Origin of the sequence: Aliivibrio sp. EL58, from assembly GCF_900312675.1 — a bacterium.
GTDB lineage: Bacteria > Pseudomonadota > Gammaproteobacteria > Enterobacterales > Vibrionaceae > Aliivibrio.
Genome location: NZ_OMPC01000001.1, coordinates 206,398 through 224,121, shown reverse-complemented (window position 1 = coordinate 224,121; position 17,724 = coordinate 206,398). Strand labels below are relative to the sequence as shown.

The 17,724-nt window shown below is 35.9% G+C and carries 15 protein-coding genes; 13 read left to right on the top strand and 2 right to left on the bottom strand.

Going from position 1 to position 17,724, the window contains the following annotated elements:
* The 8 genes from ED622_RS00970 to ED622_RS00935 are packed head-to-tail and all read left to right on the top strand — an operon-like array spanning nt 1 to nt 6,783.
* Entirely contained in the window at nt 1-1,287 is a 1,287-nt protein-coding gene (locus tag ED622_RS00970) for a CpaF family protein (protein ID WP_122032110.1), read from the top strand.
* On the top strand, nt 1,284-2,195 hold the full coding sequence (locus ED622_RS00965) for a type II secretion system F family protein (protein WP_122032109.1): 912 nt from the start codon (nt 1,284-1,286) through the stop codon (nt 2,193-2,195). Before ED622_RS00970 ends, ED622_RS00965 begins: the two co-directional genes overlap by 4 nt.
* Nucleotides 2,192-3,070: a type II secretion system F family protein gene (locus ED622_RS00960; RefSeq protein ID WP_371413416.1), complete on the top strand. Its 879-nt coding sequence runs from the start codon at nt 2,192-2,194 to the stop codon at nt 3,068-3,070. The genes ED622_RS00965 and ED622_RS00960 overlap by 4 nt, the downstream gene beginning before the upstream one ends.
* Nucleotides 3,060-3,821, top strand: coding sequence for a hypothetical protein (locus tag ED622_RS00955; RefSeq protein ID WP_216822068.1), 762 nt, complete (start codon nt 3,060-3,062; stop codon nt 3,819-3,821). Before ED622_RS00960 ends, ED622_RS00955 begins: the two co-directional genes overlap by 11 nt.
* Nucleotides 3,808-4,296 carry a TadE/TadG family type IV pilus assembly protein gene (locus ED622_RS00950; RefSeq protein WP_122032817.1) on the top strand — a complete coding sequence of 163 codons (489 nt, stop codon included), beginning with the start codon at nt 3,808-3,810 and terminating at the stop codon, nt 4,294-4,296. Before ED622_RS00955 ends, ED622_RS00950 begins: the two co-directional genes overlap by 14 nt.
* Entirely contained in the window at nt 4,280-4,819 is a 540-nt protein-coding gene (tadF, locus tag ED622_RS00945) for a tight adherence pilus pseudopilin TadF (RefSeq protein ID WP_122032108.1), read from the top strand. Before ED622_RS00950 ends, tadF begins: the two co-directional genes overlap by 17 nt.
* 4 nt (nt 4,820-4,823) lie before the next feature.
* Nucleotides 4,824-6,101 (top strand): TadE/TadG family type IV pilus assembly protein, encoded by a 1,278-nt coding sequence (locus ED622_RS00940; RefSeq protein ID WP_122032107.1) that lies wholly within the window; start codon nt 4,824-4,826, stop codon nt 6,099-6,101.
* A gap of 13 nt (nt 6,102-6,114) precedes the next feature.
* Nucleotides 6,115-6,783, top strand: a complete 669-nt coding sequence (locus ED622_RS00935; protein WP_254052567.1) for an OmpA family protein — start codon at nt 6,115-6,117, stop codon at nt 6,781-6,783.
* 70 nt (nt 6,784-6,853) lie between these two features.
* Here the strand turns inward: ED622_RS00935 and ED622_RS00930 are convergent, their stop codons facing one another.
* Complete coding sequence (locus ED622_RS00930; protein ID WP_122032106.1) at nt 6,854-9,073, bottom strand: ATP-binding protein; 2,220 nt, start codon at nt 9,071-9,073, stop codon at nt 6,854-6,856.
* 559 nt (nt 9,074-9,632) lie between these two features.
* Between ED622_RS00930 and ED622_RS00925 the strand changes: the two genes are divergently transcribed.
* From ED622_RS00925 to ED622_RS00905, 5 genes are all read left to right on the top strand, one after another.
* On the top strand, nt 9,633-10,487 hold the full coding sequence (locus ED622_RS00925; RefSeq protein WP_122032105.1) for an MIP/aquaporin family protein: 855 nt from the start codon (nt 9,633-9,635) through the stop codon (nt 10,485-10,487).
* Nucleotides 10,488-10,566: 79 nt separating this feature from the next.
* Nucleotides 10,567-12,081, top strand: coding sequence for a glycerol kinase GlpK (gene glpK, locus ED622_RS00920; protein ID WP_122032104.1), 1,515 nt, complete (start codon nt 10,567-10,569; stop codon nt 12,079-12,081).
* Between the two features lie 189 nt (nt 12,082-12,270).
* Nucleotides 12,271-13,038 carry a DeoR/GlpR family transcriptional regulator gene (locus tag ED622_RS00915; RefSeq protein WP_065593347.1) on the top strand — a complete coding sequence of 256 codons (768 nt, stop codon included), beginning with the start codon at nt 12,271-12,273 and terminating at the stop codon, nt 13,036-13,038.
* Nucleotides 13,039-13,219: 181 nt separating this feature from the next.
* Nucleotides 13,220-14,767: a glycerol-3-phosphate dehydrogenase gene (gene glpD / locus ED622_RS00910; protein WP_122032103.1), complete on the top strand. Its 1,548-nt coding sequence runs from the start codon at nt 13,220-13,222 to the stop codon at nt 14,765-14,767.
* Nucleotides 14,768-14,890: 123 nt separating this feature from the next.
* The gene (locus ED622_RS00905; protein ID WP_122032102.1) at nt 14,891-15,979 is read left to right on the top strand and encodes a linear amide C-N hydrolase; all 1,089 of its coding nucleotides are present in this window, start codon (nt 14,891-14,893) and stop codon (nt 15,977-15,979) included.
* A 22-nt stretch (nt 15,980-16,001) separates the two neighbouring features.
* Here the strand turns inward: ED622_RS00905 and ED622_RS00900 are convergent, their stop codons facing one another.
* Nucleotides 16,002-17,702: a GGDEF domain-containing protein gene (locus tag ED622_RS00900; RefSeq protein ID WP_122032101.1), complete on the bottom strand. Its 1,701-nt coding sequence runs from the start codon at nt 17,700-17,702 to the stop codon at nt 16,002-16,004.
* Nucleotides 17,703-17,724 lie beyond the last annotated feature (22 nt).

The window sequence follows — 17,724 nt, the reverse complement described above, 5'->3', positions numbered from 1 at the left end:
ATGAATCAAAATAAATTAATTTATATTGAAATTAGAAAACAGATCTTTGAAGCGTTGGAAGCTGATGCTGTAAATTCGCTCTCTAAAGAACAATTAAGTCAGCAGTTAAGCAGTGCCATAGATATGTTGCTTGCTCGTCAAGAGAGACATGTAAGCTCTGTTGTTCGTTCTGAATTTGTATCTAATCTGGTTAATGAGCTGCAAGGATTAGGCCCATTACAAGTTCTAATGGATGATGAAAGTATCAGCGACATAATGATTAATGGCCACGATAATATCTTTATCGAAAGAAATGGTTTGGTCGAAGTTGCTCCAGTGAGCTTTATTGATGAAGAACAGCTTATTCATATTGCTAAGCGTATTGCTTCACAAGTGGGTCGTCGAGTCGATGATTCTTCTCCAACTTGTGATGCTCGTTTACAAGATGGAAGTCGTGTCAATATTGTGATTCCACCTATTGCAATCGATGGAACATCAATGTCGATTCGTAAATTTAAAAAAGGCAGCATTGGTTTAGATAAACTGACGGAATTTGGTGCTATGAGCCCTGAAATGGCTCAGATTTTAATGATTGCTTCTCGTTGTCGTCTTAATATTCTAATTTCAGGCGGTACAGGCTCAGGTAAAACAACCATGCTAAATGCCTTGTCTCAATATATTTCAGAAAAAGAACGCATCATTACGATTGAAGATGCTGCTGAGCTTAAAATGCTTCAGCCTCATGTTGTTCGTTTAGAAACTCGAAATGCGGGCATTGAAGGAACAGGAGCAGTGACTCAGAAAGATTTGGTTATTAATGCCTTACGTATGCGCCCCGATCGCATTATTGTTGGTGAGTGCCGTGGTAGCGAAGCCTTTCAAATGCTTCAAGCAATGAATACGGGCCATGATGGTTCAATGTCAACGCTTCATGCCAATACTCCACGAGATGCCATTGCTCGTGTAGAAGCCATGGTTATGATGGGAAGTAGTAGCCTTCCATTAGAAGCTATTCGTCGCACTATTGTTAGTGCAGTAGATTTGGTTATTCAAATTAGCCGTTTACATGATGGCAGTCGAAAGGTCATGAGCATCACTGAAGTTGTTGGTCTTGAAGGCAGTAGTGTTGTACTGGAAGAGCTTTATAAGTTTACACCAACAGGTCAGCATGAACACAATGGCAAGATAATGGGGCGCTTTGATACAGAAGGTTTAATGCAACGTTCTGTTTTAGTTCAAAAAGCACGTTTTTTTGGGTTGGAAGAACAGTTAAGTTCGGCGTTTAATCAGCTGGAACAAATGGGATGATATATTGGCTTTCATTAATCTTTGGTGGCTTAATCACGCTATATTTGATTTATTCGCATTCAAAATCGAATCATGAATATCTTAATAAGGTATCTGTGGCATTAACTGATGAAGATCGCCAAGCCGTTAAGTTAGGCGTGTTATCTGATGAAAGTTTTAATAAAAAATTATTACGATTATTTACAACAACATATAGTCATATTGATTCTCATGCGACGGTAAAAATTGCCGTATATTGTTTATTACTAGTTGCTGCGGGTATTTATTTAAATCAGACATTTATACAAACTAACCCACTGATTGTAATATTTATTACTGAAGTCCTTGGTATTTCTTTTGGTATCGTATGGCTAAGTAATCGTGAAAAAAGTCGATTTGAAGAATCATTTCCTGATGCATTAAATATGCTTTCGAGTGCGGTTAGCTCTGGTGAAAGCATTATGCATGGCATTATTTTTGTGGGTAACTCTCTTGAAGGAAAAGTCGGTCAAGAATTTAAACGAATGGGAGAGCAACTGCAGTTGGGTGAGACGGCAGATTCAGTTTTTCGCAAATCCTGTGTAAGGTTTCCTTATCCATTGTTTCAGTTTTTTGTTATCACGCTACGCACGAGTATGCAGCGTGGTGGTCAATTAAAAGAAGTGATGACGCGTCTTAATCGCTTGATGTTTGGTGCAAGAGCGATAGAGAAAAAGAAATATGCATTAACCTCGGAAGCAAGAGCTTCAGCAAAAATTGTTGCGGCTATTCCATTTATCTTTTTGTTTATGTTGCAATACCTTAGCCCTGAGAATTATGAATTTGTCATGTTTAATCCTGCGGGCAAACCCATTCTTTACTATGTATTAATTAGTGAATCCATTGGGATATTTATTATTTGGTTGTTAATGAAAGGGGTACGCTCGTGACGGTATCACCAGCATTATTATTTTCAGGAATCGTGTCTTTTGGTTGTTTCATCGTTTTTTGGCTATTGGGGCAAAAACTACAACAGAAAAAAGCAATGCGAAAATATCTTGCCAGTAATGAATCTTTGAAAAAAAGCTTAAATGTATTAGATAAAGTAGATCAACTGTTACCAAGTGCTGTGACAACTAACAGTGATGAAGTAGAGCGGAAATTTTACTCTGCTGGTTTCTATGATTTTAAATTTTCACATATTTATATGCCAGTAAAATATGCAGCCGTTATTGTTGGCTGCGGCAGTATTTATTGGTCTTTAAATGGAGATTCAGATCAAAAAACAATCATTGCGTTTATGTGTATGTGGTTAGTTTTTTGTATTTCAGTGCCTGATGGAATATTGAATTATCGTATTAAAGCCATGCAAGATAATTTATCGAATCAGTTACCTTATTTATTAGATCTTCTTGCTATGTGTGTTCATACCGGGATGACGATTGAATCATCATTAGCGTATTTAGCAAAAGAGATGCAAGGTTTTGATAAAGATTTAGCGCATATGGTAAGTCGAACTAATGACCGAGCACGTATTGTTGGTTTAGCGGTTGCGTTAGATGAGTTATATGTACGAGTCCCAACGAATGAAATGCGTAGTTTTGTAATGACACTAAAGCAAAGTCTTCATTACGGAAGCTCAATTTATGGTGTTTTAAATACCTTGGCTAGTGATATTCGCCAAGTACGTTTACTTGCTCTTGAAGAGAAAGTAGGAAAGTTGGCGGCAAAAATGTCAGTACCATTGATCTTATTTATCATGATCCCTGTGGTCATTCTAATAGCTGCTCCAGGAATAATGAGGATGATGACAGGTGCATACTAGAAATATATTAATACTCTTTTTGCTTTTAAGTTTGACGGGGTGTGCAACAAAACCAACGGTAGATACCAAGGCAGTACAAGAAAAAATTTTAGTAAATACTAAAAATTATCCAGACTTGATTGCTTTCTATAAAGAGCAATTAAAAAATAAACCAGACCCAGAAGTTAGAGAAAAATTAGCGCAAACTTATTTGAACTATGGAGATCCTGAATCGGCATTATTTATTATTCAGGCGAATGATGAAGATCCTAGGACAGTTCAATCTTATTTAATTGAAGCGAATGCCCAATTAGATTATGGACAAGTGGCGGACGCACTAGAAACCGCAAAAAAAGTGTATTGGTTTAATAAAGATAATGCAGAGATAGAGAATTTACTTGGTGTTATTTATGGTATAAAAAAAGATGTTATTCAGGCTCGATATTACTTTAATTTAGCAAGAAAGCATTTATATAACGATATAAAAATAAAAAACAATTTAGCCATGCTCGATATTATTGAAGGGAAGTATGACCAAGCTAATAATCGTTTATTGCATGTTTATATGAGTGATCAAAGTAATCATCGAATTGAATCAAACTTAATGCTAGCTATGGCTAAGTCGGGTGACTTATCACTTATGAAAGAAGTGTTATCGCCTAAGTATACAGAGAGTGAAATCAAACAAAGGTATAACGCTTTACGTGGAATATCACGTCAAGACGATCAAGGAACACAGTTTGAGAGCAAAAAAAATGATAAAACGAAATAAAAATAAAGGTGTAGCCAGTATTGAATTTGCTCTAGGTTTTATGGGGTTCTGGTTAATATGCATGGGTTGGGTCGAGATGAGTTACATGTCTTATGTTTCGGCTATTAGTGATCTCGTTGTTTCTGAATCAGCACGAGTAGCGAAAACGTCGGAAGCTGACTATATGGATGCTTTTCATGATGCAGTAGATAAAAATGAATCAGTGTGGGGGCATGTCATTGACCCGAACAAGTTCACATTATCTATTGAATATCTAGATAAAGTGGCTGATTTAGAAGGTACTAAAGATCCATGCGTAGTTCCAGATGATGAAACAACAGCAGAGTGTGGTGTTGCTAAAGACAGTGCGATTGCTATTTATCACCTTGATTACCGTTTCTCATCTATTTTTAATTATTTTACAGACACTGCCAGTCTTTTTAGCCGTGAAGTTATTGTCATTCAGGAGTACGAGCGTGATGCCTTTGGTATTTAAACAACGAGGAAATTTCTCTGTTGAATTTGCAGTAGTTGGTGTTGCTCTGAGCCTTATATTTGTTTTCAGTGCTGATGTCATTATCAAGCTAGCAATAAAAGGTAAATTGGACAGATTGTCATATTCATTGGTGAATGTATTAAAAGAACGAACACAATTGTATGACGAAGATTATGTTCTTGAGAAACAAGAAGCGGATTCAATGTTCGTCATCGCTAAAAATTCAATGGCTCGTATGCAAAGTAGTTATAAGAGTGAAAATTTTGGTGTTGTTGTTGAGGAGTTAACATTTCGTGAGATAAATCAACCAAATTCTCCGACACGATACAACCTTGGTTCTTATACGTGTTCGCTACCTAAAACGATAGATCAATATAAAGACCTATCAGTAGTTACTACATGGACAAGACAAGCAACGCTGTATCGAATTACCTTGTGTTATAAGACAAGCAATTTGTTTGGTTCTTTGGTAGATCAAAAATTTACTGATGTGAATTCATCTTCCATCATTATAGGAAGATAACGAAATGAAATTAAAAAGACACCAGCAAGGCCATGCAGCCATTCTATTTGCCATGATGATACCAGTCTTATTTGGCATCTTTGCTTTGGCAAGTGATGGCGCAAGAGCATTACAAACTAAAGCAAGAATTGAAGATGCAGCTGAGGTGGCAGTGCTTGCGATTTCAGCTCATAACGATACTGTTCAAAACGAGAATGGTAATGGTGCACCAAGCAATTATAACAACACCTTAGCGCAAAAGTACGTGAATGCTTATATCAATGACGTAGACAGTGTCAAAGAAGTCAAAGTGTATAAACGTACGTGTGAGAATATTACCGATTGTAAGGAAGGGATTGCAAATGGTAAACCACGTTTCTTTGAACATGAAATTGAAGTTACAACGACTCAAAAATCTTGGTTCCCAGGACAAGGCGTGATCGTCGGTATGGGAGAAACCTTTGATACCTACGGTGATTCACGAGCTCGAAAATATCAGAGTGAAGCGGTAGATGTTATGTTTGCAGCGGATTACTCCGGCTCAATGCTAGACGGATGGAGTGGCAGTTATAACGCTAAATACGTCGATTTAAAAAATATCATCAAAGATATCTCTGAAGAGTTACAAAAGTTCAATGAGTTACAAAAGAGTGATAACAATAATACCATGGGAATTGTTGCTTATGATGAATACGCCAACTCAGAATATGCAGGAGGGGGAAGTAATTTTTGTTATTTAATGCAGCAACAGGGTGGTTATAGCTATCCTTCTGTTAGCGATACAATCAGGGATATCTTTGTTCCTAAAGGAAAAAATAATTGTACTGATTATAGGTATAAAGGCGTATTTCATGAAATGACTTTAACAGAAGATTTTGATTCGTTTAATCGTGAGCTTTCTGGTTTTAGTCCATATGGTGGCACTGCATCGTATTCTGGAATAATTCGTGGTGCACAGTTACTTAAAGAAGGTACTAATACTCGTCGATTACTAATTATTTTATCTGATGGAGAAGATGGAGGACCAGGTCATGATAGCCCTAATGTTAAAGAATTTTCTAATCAATTAGTCGATGCTGGCATGTGTGACAAAGTTCGTGAGGGCTTAGAAGAAGATAAAACTCCTGATGATCGTGATATTAAAGCTCAAATAGTCGCGATTGGTTTTGATTATAATGCCAATGCCAACCAAGCTTTAAAAAATTGTGTTGGTGAAGACAATTTATATAAAGCCGAAAATGCTGATGAAATTAAAGATAAAATTCTTGAGTTAATTAGCGAAGAAGTTGGGCATTTAAAATAATAGGTAGCACATTGTGCGTAATAAAGTAGAGAACAAAGTTATGAACAAATCTTTTGCAGTAATGGTACTGGCTACCTGTTTGTCATTTGGTGTGCAGGCGCAAGTTAAAGAATCCGTAAATCAGTCAATTATGCTTTATTGTGGATCATCTAATGCCGAGTATCAAAAAGAGGTTATTGTTGGAGAGGGAGTAAGAGTATCGTTGAATCAAGGTGGATTTTATCAAATACAGCAGCTCGAAGGTGTAAAGCCTGAAACTGCTTTTATCCGTAGTCAGTTTAATCGCATGGCAATTGATGAGCAGTGTACTGAGTTTTTATTAAGCCATTCATCTTCAAAAGTGATCAAAGGGGATACACTGTTAGCTCGTGTTTACTTTAATTTTGATAAATCAGCTTTGACTAAGCGTTCTGAATATGTATTAGATCAGATGCTCGGTCGTATAAAAGATGAAAGTGATGGATTAAAAGTCATAGGCCATACAGATTCTCAAGGCAGTAAAAAGTATAATTATGCATTAGGTTTAAAACGTTCGGATATGGTTCTAAAATATTTAGTTGATCATGGTGCCGATCCAAAGCAATATACTGTGGCTTCAAAAGGTGAACTTGAACCAGTAGATAGTAATAAAACTCAGGCTGGTCGAGATAAAAACCGCAGAGTTGAAATTAAGAAAATTTAGTATATTTTATACCATTGATGTGTGAAGTTAAGCTGAATGGATATAATATTCATTCAGCTTAATTTTTCTATTATGATTGCTTATCTTCAAATATCTTCGCTACAATATGATCTAACTTACTATTATCAATAGGTTTAACTAAATATCCATCACAATGCTGTTTGATTTCAATCTCTTCATTTAGCATACCTTGTGCAGTAATTGCGATCACCGGAATATGTTGCATACCTTCTTTACTTTTAATTATTTGAGAGAGTTCAATCCCATTCATGACGGGCATTTTTATATCTGTAAAAATAGCATCAGGGAGTTGTAAGCATTGTGCAAGCTTATCTAATAAATCTTGTCCATTAATGCCTTCTATAATTTTGAATTTATAAGGTTCCAACTTTCTTTTTAATACCTCACGATTAAATTGAATATCATCAACAATGGCAATACGTTTTAGGGGAGGGATTTTAGCAAGCTGACGTTCAGGTGTTTGGCTTTTAGGTATAGTGTTAGATTGATCTATTTCAATATTTTTTAAGGTAACATGAATTGAGGTGCCAACGTTTATTTTACTTTTTATGAATATTTCACCATTCATATCTTCAATGATTTTTTTTGTTATAAATAGACCTAAGCCCGTGCCATGTTCATTATCTTTATTATACATTTGCTCAAATGGTTCAAATACACGGTTAATATCTTGTTCATGTATCCCCCTACCATTATCTGTAAATTCAAGAATTACGTCAGTTGATGATGTTGATGTCTTTATATAATTTACATTAATGATAACCTTACCATCAATATCTGTAAATTTTATGGCATTACTTAGTAGGTTCATTACTACTTTGGTTAAACGGTTCTTATCTATTTTTATGTTATTAAATTGGTGGTTTTTCAATTCAATGCTAATGTTTTTTAATTGTGATTGATTCTTAATGATATTAATTGTGTTAGTGATGATGGTTTCAATAGAGTGTGATTCATTATTTAATACGGTTTTATCGGCTTCAATTTTACTTAAATCGAGAACATCATTAACCATTTCTAACAAACCAAGTCCGGCATAATGTAAGGTATCTAATGTTTCCTTTTTGTCTTTGTCTGTTTCTTTTTCGCTTAGGTATAAGCTTAATCCTAAAATAGCATTTAGAGGGGTTCTAAGCTCATGTGATATGTTGGCAATAAACTTTGATTTATTAATATTTGCAGACTCTGCAATTTCTTTGGCTTTTTTTAATTTATCTGTTCTGTCGTTGATTTCACCTTCTAAATTATCGACACGTGTTGACACATGTTGAGCCATTTTTGATACATTTCTTGCTAATATACCAAGCTCATCTTTTCTATCAAGTAATGGGTTATTATACTCATAATTCCCATGTCTAATTTCTTTTATCCATCTATTAAATAAAACTAAAGTGTTTTTTATATAATTAGTAATAATTGTTGAAGTTATTAATGTGATAATAGTTAAAATGCCAACCATGCTTATTATCTTGTAAACGATAGCGCTATAATTGTTATGTATTTTACTTGTTAGCTCTTGATTGTACGTTTTTGAATCTTTCTTTTTTATAATAATACCAATATTCCATGGGTAGCCAATTATGGGTCTTATCGCAGCAATGTATCTCTCATTTCCAAATTCCATTTCAGAATTCCATTTTTCTTTATTTTTTAATTTTTCTAACATTAGTACTTTGTTTTTGTTTAGTATGCCACGCCCTATATGAATGCTATCTTTGTATTGTTGTAGATATTTTTTTGATATATCATTTCCAGTTAACATGTTAATGTCGGTATCAATTAAAAGTGTTGTGAATTTAGTATGATTTTTATCATCTGAAATGTTATTTATTAAACTTGATATGTTAGTTTCAAAATTCAAATACAAAGCAGTTTTTATTTTATATTGCCTTGTCGATATATCTGTTACTTCTTTTTCTATATTTAATTTTTTCGTTGTTATATAGGCAATGGTAGAATATTTCTCTAGCTCTGAAGTTGATATTTTTACCATGTTTTTAGCATTTAAATGGTCTATTTCTTTTATTAACCCAACATACCTATGCTCAATGTTTTTAATATCTTCCATTTTGGCGCTTAAAGAATCACTAATGTCTGATGCATAGTCAGAAACAATTTCTTCTATGTATTTATTTTCGACATTTTTAGCTGCTATTGTGATCTCTTTTTCATTATCAGAAATGATCTGAAAAGAGGCGATTGATATTGCAATTGCATAAATAGTGATACTTCCAGTAAGAGCAATAAAAAATTTGTTTTTTAAAAGCATGGGTAGCCTATTTTGTATATTATTAGAGAATAAAGCAGATGTGTAATAGTAACTCGTACTGATTTTACTATGGTTAACATTTTTAAGAATAGATATCTTTTTTATGGATATCTATTGATGTCCGTTTAATTTTATTAAAGGTTGGAATCGAACATTTTTATGTTTAGTACATAGGTAGGTATAATTACCAATAGATGAAATTGTGTGTTTTTTGCTATTTTTTATTTATATTCAATATGTTAGGTTTTTTTGTTGTTGCTTGTTTTATTAAACCTATTTTAGATTTAATCTTACGCAACCCTTCCTGGTCATACCTGTTCGTTTGCTTGTTTTATGCTCTAGATCTTCTTTTTGTTATTCTAACACGCATTTTTTGTGCTCGAATGCTCATTTTGACCTTGGTGATATTTCAATTAATTATAAAAGGAGTACATTTCTCGCTGCTTAACGTGAATGCTGTATACCTACTTTAATAATAATTGGGCCGTTTATCTTGAGTATATGAGAGTTGTATATACGTTGGATGAAATGAGTACATAACGAAACAAAGGAATGAATCATGGCGAATAATAAACAACATACATTACTTGGACAATGCATCGCTGAATTTATCGGTGCTGGTTTATTGATCTTTTTTGGTGTCGGCTGTGTCGCTGCCTTAGTATTAACTGGTGCTGAATTTGGCCAGTGGGAAGTCAGTATCATATGGGGTATAGGCGTTGCCATTGCTATCTATTGTACTGCGGGCGTTTCTGGTGCTCATCTTAATCCTGCTGTTACCATTGCATTGGCTGCGTTTCATGGGTTTGATAAGGCAAAAATAATTCCTTATATTATTGCTCAAGTATTAGGGGCTTTCTGCTCTGCGGCATTGGTCTATGCTTTATACAGTAACTTATTTTCTGATTATGAAATTGCAAATGGTTTCTTACGTAGCAGTAAAGAAGCATTATCTACAGCTGGCATCTTTTCAACTTATCCACATCCCTCTTTATCGATGCTAGGCGCCTTTGCGGTTGAATTTGTTATTACTGCGGTTCTTATGTTCGGAATTCTTGCTTTAGGTGATGAACATAATGGGGCTTCTCGTGGTGCAATGAACCCACTTCTTATTGGTTTACTCATTGCTGTTATTGGTGGTTCTCTTGGTCCTCTAACTGGTTTTGCAATGAATCCTGCGCGTGACTTTGGTCCAAAATTATTTGCTTACTTAGCAGGTTGGGATTACGCATTAACAGGAGCAAAAGAAATTCCTTACTTTATCGTTCCAATTTTAGCGCCAATTGCTGGTGCATGTTTCGGTGGCTGGGCTTATCCAAAAATGATTGGCGCTTACCTACCAAAAGCAGGTCATGGTTGTACTATTCCAAATCAATGTGAAACGGAAGAAGAAGCCAAAACAGCTGAAGCGTAACGAATATTAAAAATAAAAAAAACTAACAATTACCTCCCTATGAGTTAATACATTAAATAATACACAAAAGGACTCCATCATGACTGAGCAAAAATACATTGTTGCACTTGACCAAGGAACTACTAGCTCTCGTGCCGTCATTCTTGACCACGATGCGAATATTGTCAGTGTTTCTCAGCGTGAATTTACCCAGATTTATCCTCAAGCAGGCTGGGTTGAGCATGATCCATTAGAGATCTATGCAACACAAAGTTCGACTCTAGTTGAAACTTTAGCAAAAGCGGGCATTCGCAGTGATCAAATTGCTGCAATTGGTATTACGAACCAACGTGAAACGACGATTGTTTGGAACAAAGAAACGGGTAAACCAGTTTACAACGCTATCGTTTGGCAGTGTCGTCGTACTGCAGATACGTGTGAAAAACTAAAAGAAGCAGGTCTAGAAGAGTACATTCGTGAAAATACAGGTTTAGTTGTTGACCCATATTTCTCAGGTACAAAAATTAAGTGGATTCTTGATAATGTTGAAGGCGCTCGTGAAGACGCTGAAGCAGGTAAGCTGTTGTTTGGTACTGTTGATACCTGGCTTGTGTGGAAGATGACGCAAGGGCGTGTTCACGTGACTGATTACACCAATGCTTCTCGTACCATGGTGTTTAATATCAATACGCTTCAGTGGGATGAAAAACTACTGAAAGAGCTAGATATTCCACTGTCAATGATGCCAGAAGTGAAGTCGTCATCAGAAGTGTACGGTGAAACGAACATTGGTGGTAAGGGTGGTACTCGTATTCCTATCGCTGGTATTGCAGGGGATCAACAAGCGGCACTTTATGGTCAAATGTGTGTTGAACAAGGCCAAGCTAAGAATACCTACGGCACGGGTTGTTTCTTGTTAATGAATACAGGCAAAGAGAAAGTAACGTCTCGCAATGGCCTATTAACAACACTAGCATGTGGCCCACGTGGTGAAGCCTCTTACGCACTTGAAGGTGCGGTATTTATGGGCGGAGCATCAATTCAATGGCTACGTGATGAGATGAAATTACTGGCAGATGCAAAAGATTCAGAATACTTTGCAACTAAAGTCGATTCATCAAATGGTGTGTATGTGGTTCCTGCCTTTACGGGGCTTGGAGCACCATATTGGGACGCGTATGCGCGCGGTACGATTGTTGGCTTAACGCGTGGTTGTGGTTCAAACCATATTATTCGAGCAACATTAGAGAGTATTGCTTACCAAACTCGTGATGTAATTGATGCCATGCAAGCGGATTCAGGTATTAAGTTATCAGCACTTCGAGTTGATGGTGGGGCAGTTGCGAATAACTTCTTAATGCAGTTCCAATCAGATGTACTGGATGTTGCCGTTCACCGTCCACAAGTAACAGAAGTTACAGCGTTAGGTGCTGCTTATCTTGCTGGTCTTGCTGTGGGTTTCTGGGGTGGTCTTGACGAACTGGCAGATAAAGCTGTGATTGACCGTTCGTTTGAACCTCATCACGATGAAGAGAAGCGTAACCAGCGTTACCGTGGTTGGAAACGCGCAGTAAAATGTGCACAGTCGTGGGCTGAGATGCATGACGAAGAGTAATTAATCTAATTTGATGATTAAATAAACTAAAGGAGCGCATTTAATGTGCTCCTTTTTCTTTTCCGAACTTTGTTTGATATATATCACGCATATTTTCATCAAAAATTTCATTCCTTATATTTTCTTTAGTACACTGATTTAAGTTGAAAAATATAAGTCATTGATTGATCGAAATTAGGGGAGTAATTCGTGAAGCAATTATCAAGACACCAAGAAATAGTAAACCTTGTGCAACAACATGGATACGTCAGCACTGAAGATTTAGTGGAGCAATTCAAAGTTAGTCCACAAACCATTCGCCGTGACTTAAATGAACTGGCTGATGAAAATAAAATACGCCGTCATCATGGTGGAGCTACTATTCCATTAAGCTCGGTAAATACGGCATATACAACGCGTAAAGTGATGCAGTTAAACGAGAAAGATACAATTGCAGAAGCACTTGCGAAACATATCCCAGATGGCGCTACGCTCTTTATTGATATTGGTACAACACCAGAATCAGTAGCAAAAGCACTAGTGAAAAACCATAAAGATTTACGAGTAGTAACTAATAACATCAATGTTGCTATGATCTTAATGGCGAACCCTGATTTTAAAGTTATCCTTGCCGGTGGTGAAGTTCGTAACCGAGATGGTGGCATTGTTGGTGAAGCTACGTTAGATTTCATTAAACAGTTTCGCTTAGATTTTGGCATATTGGGGATCAGTGGTATTGATTATGATGGTTCGTTATTGGATTTCGATTATCATGAAGTTCGAGTAAAAAAAGCCATTATTGAAAATAGTCGCAGCGTATACCTTGCGGTTGACCATACGAAATTTGGTCGTAATGCGATGGTGAATTTAGGCAGTATTACTGAGCTGCAAATGATCATTACCGATCAAGAGCCACCAGAAGAGATCGTGGCTATTTTAAAAGATAATGAAATTCCTTATGAAGTAATTTCTAAGTAGCTCTCACTTTTGACCGGTAAACGATCCCTGTTCTTGATTAAGATCAGGGATTTTTTGTATCTGCATCACAGTAAATGTTCGCAATCGAAAATAAAAAGTGACTCAAAACGAAAGTTAAGATATCGTCTATTTATCGTAATTAATGTTCGTTCGCTCATTGTGAGCATTTGAGGTCACTACTATGAATAATGAAAACCAAACACACACAACCTGCGCTGTTTTAGATTTGATTGTAGTTGGTGGTGGTATTAATGGGGCCGGTGTTGCTGCTGATGCCGCTGGTCGAGGCCTAACTGTTGGCTTATATGAAGCATCTGACTTTGCTTCTGCAACATCATCAGCAAGCTCAAAATTAATTCACGGTGGTTTGCGTTATTTAGAACATTATGAGTTTCGTTTAGTCTCTGAAGCCCTTGCCGAACGTGAAGTGCTATTGGCTAAAGCGCCACATATTGCAAAACCAATGCGTTTTCGTTTACCTCATCGCCCATTTTTACGTCCTGCATGGATGATCCGTGCAGGTCTTTTTCTTTACGATAACCTAGGTAAACGTACAACTCTTCCTGCAAGTCACTCAGTGAACCTTGCTGCATCAGGTTTACTTAAGCCTGAAATGACCAAAGGTTTTGAATATTCAGATTGTTGGGTTGATGATGCTCGTTTAGTGATCCTAAATGCAATGGCTGCAGAGAAAAATGGCGCAGAAGTGAAAAACTATTGCCGAGTGGAAAAAGCCACTCGTATTGATGATATTTGGCATGTCACTATTTTTGATGAGCAAACAAACACGCGTTTTGAGCGTAAAGCCAAAGCCCTGGTTAATGCTGCGGGTCCTTGGGTTAAACAATTTTTTGATAATAGTTTAGAAGAGGAATCCCCTCGTAATATTCGTTTGGTGAAAGGCTCGCATATTGTGGTGCCTAGAATACATAATGAAGAGCAGGCGTATATCCTACAAAATAAAGATAACCGAATTGTGTTTGTTATTCCTTATATGGAAGACTTTTCAATTATAGGAACAACGGACGTTGAATATAAAGGCGATCCGAGAAAAGTAGAAATCTCGGAAGACGAGGTAAACTATTTAATTGATGTTGTAAACCAGCACTTTGTTGAACAAATAAAACGCGATGATGTAGTTTGGACTTACAGTGGCGTACGTCCATTGTGTGATGATGAGTCTGATTCACCTCAAGCGATTACTCGTGATTACACTCTAGAGTTAGAGCAAGAATTAGATCAGGCACCATTGCTGTCTATTTTTGGTGGAAAGCTAACGACTTATAGAAAACTGGGTGAAACAGCCATGAAGATGCTAAACCCATACTTTTCTAAAATGGGAAAACCATGGACAAGAAACGTTGCACTGCCAGGTGGTGATTTTGATTACCCTCGTAAACAATTGGTTGAAAATATTTGCAGTCAACATTCGTGGTTACCAGAAAAAACAGCCATTCGTTACGTGAATCAATTTGGTACACTGGTTTGGACGCTACTAGAAAATGTAACTTCAGAAGCAGATATGGGACGTGTATTTTCAGAAGGTGTATATCAAGCTGAAATTGACTATTTAATGCAGCATGAGTTTTCTCAAAAAGCCGAAGATGTATTGTGGCGCCGAACTAAGTTAGGGTTGTATTTAACTCAAGACCAGCAAGATGCCGTAGCTCAATATATGAATGAGAAATTAGGAACAAAGAAGGGAGTTAAACTTGCGCAAGTGAGTTAATGTTAAATTTAAATCTTTTGATTAAGTCTGAAGTATGCTTCAGGCTTTTTTGATTTTATAGAAATACTTGGATTTATCATCTATAAGAGTACTATCTTAAGGTCATATTAATGGGATCGTAAAATGAAAATTAAACTTCTTTCTGTGCTTATTGCGTCTTGTGTCGCGTATTCAGCGAGTGCCTGTACGGGTATTTCTCTTTCAACGGTTAATCATGATTACATTCAGGCTCGAACGATTGAGTGGGGTCAAAATGATCTGAACAGTAAATTAATTGTATCTCCTCGTGATTATTCATACGTATCTACCATGCCAGATCAAAAGCAGGGATTAAAGTGGGATTCTAAGTATGGATTTGTTGGCATCTCGGTCAGCGATGATCGTTTTATTGCTGATGGTGTTAATGAGGAAGGATTAACGGCAGGCCTATTTTATTTTAAAAATTATGGGTCGTTAGAGAAATACAACCCAAATGATACTAAGACAACGATTACTGATATGGACTTTAACCGTTGGATGTTATCGCAGTTTAAAACAGTAGCTGAAGTCGAACAAGCGATTAAGCACATAAAGATAGTACCAGTTTATATTGATGCTAAAGGAGTGCCATCACCAACAGCACACTGGCGCGTAGCTGATAAGCAAGGTAATAACATTGTTATTGAAATCATGAATAATGGTGAAGTTAATATCCATAAAAATGTGGCTAAAGTACTGACAAATGCTCCAGATTACCAATGGCAGGTAACTAATTTAAATAATTATATTCATTTAACTCCAGGAGTAAGTCCGGGACAAAAGATCAACGATGTAGATGCTTTCTCTTTTGGTGTTGGTTCTAGCTTTTTAGGGTTGCCGGGTGATATTACGCCACCGTCAAGATTTGTACGTGCTGCCTTTTATGTAAATTCAACGCCTGTAATGAAGGAAGGAGCCGATGCGGTATCTCAGGCATTCCATATTTTAAATAATTTTGATATTCCGATTGGAAGCGAATTTAATGATAAAGCACATATTCCTGATTTACCAAGTGCGACGCAATGGACTTCTGTCGTAGACCAAACAAATGGATTATTTTTTTATAAAACCATGCGTGATAGTACGATAAAAAAAGTGGATTTAAATAAGATCAATTTTACTGGAAAAGTAGAAGAAAAACGGTTGTTAGATTCAGGAACATTCCATGTTCAAGATGTGACTCCAGATATATAGATAACTCTTTAATCAAGCCTCACTATGAGGCTTGATTATTAATGATTTCCTTACGTTTTCTTTTATTTATGTACATCAACTTATCTGCCCTTTCTAAGGCGTACTGAATGTCCATATCTAATGGAGCTACACCAAATGAGTAGGATAAATATATATCTTTCTGTTGAAAATGATGCTCAAAATTTCTACGGATCATTCGCATCTTAGTTTTAATATCTTGAACTGAATGAGAGTCAAAACACAGTACAAATTCATCCCCGCCAAAGCGAATAAGAAGATCTTCTTTTCTTAGATTCTGGTTAATTAACCGTGCAGTTTCTTTAAGTTGTTGATCGCCAAATTGGTGTCCGTACTGATCATTAATATTCTTAAACCCATCCAAATCAATAAATACCACAGTGTGATAGGCATTTATATCAATATGATTAAGTTTAGCTTTAGTAAAACATCCAGTAAGTGAGTCAATAGGCGCCTGTACATCTTGGTTATTTTCATAAACAAATATCATGATAAAGGTTTTATCAAAATACTTTATTTTTTGGCGATAGGTATGGAAATGTGTTGTTGTTGAATCGACCTCTACCGTCTCGTTCGACATTAAAATATCAGACTCGTTATTGAGTAATTGTTGATCAAGTTGCAGACAAGTTTGATAGTCTGGGAATCGTTTTAATACTTCAGAAACAGACATCCCAACTAAATCACAACCAAGGTAATCAGTATGCTTTTTATTATTATATATTGCCACACCGTGCTCATCTCTTAGAATAAAAAGACAATTACAATGCTTCATTAGATTAGTTGTAAATAAAATTGAAGGACTTTTAATACCATCGAGTAGTTCTTGATATTTTGTATTAAGTGCCTGTAGATCAAAATTACTGTAATCAATACCTAATAAGTTAAATGGGTCCTGTGGTTTTAACTCATTTAAAGCTACATTTAACTCAGATTGATTCTTGGCTACATTAACATTATAGATATAGCGGTCTATCGGCGGGTTAGAAACTGTTAGCTCATTGGTTATCTGCTTCTTTTGCGATTCAAAGTTGTGGTCAACATCAGCAATCGATAATGGGTATGATAGGTGGTAGCCTTGTGATATTACAGAACCAAAGGAATTAATAAGGTTGAATTGATTGATATTTTCAATACCTTTCATTACGACATTATTGCCTAGAAACTTATTTAATTTATGGTAAAGGGATCGTAAAAAACAAAATGAAAGGTAATCATCATTAATAGGAGCGATTAAAGAACGGGCTATTTTTATGTAATCAAAGTTTAAGCCAAGTAAAGGGTCTGAATTTATACACTCAGTTCCATAATCGTCTAAGGTAAAAGAGACTCCTAAATCTCTTAAGCGATGCATATTATGTCGAATTTTTTCGAGATCAAACCGTCTATTATTGAAATTAACTTCTAAAGTAAATCCCTTACTTTCTCTAAATACAGATTCACAGTAATCAACAAAAGATTGTGACTCTAAACTTTCAGGAAAAATATTGATGGATATGTGGATATCATCTTTGTTTCTTAAGCTTAGTTTATCAGTAATGACGTGAGAGATAACATTCTTATCAAATTCTACTTTATCTACAATGGATGAAATCATATCACCTGGCAGCTTTTCTGAATCTGAAAATCGGATCAGAGCTTCATAAGAGACAATTGAACCAGCAAAAAAATTAGGTTGATAAATGAAGTATTTATTCTCAAGCATATATCATATTCATCCAAAAAAT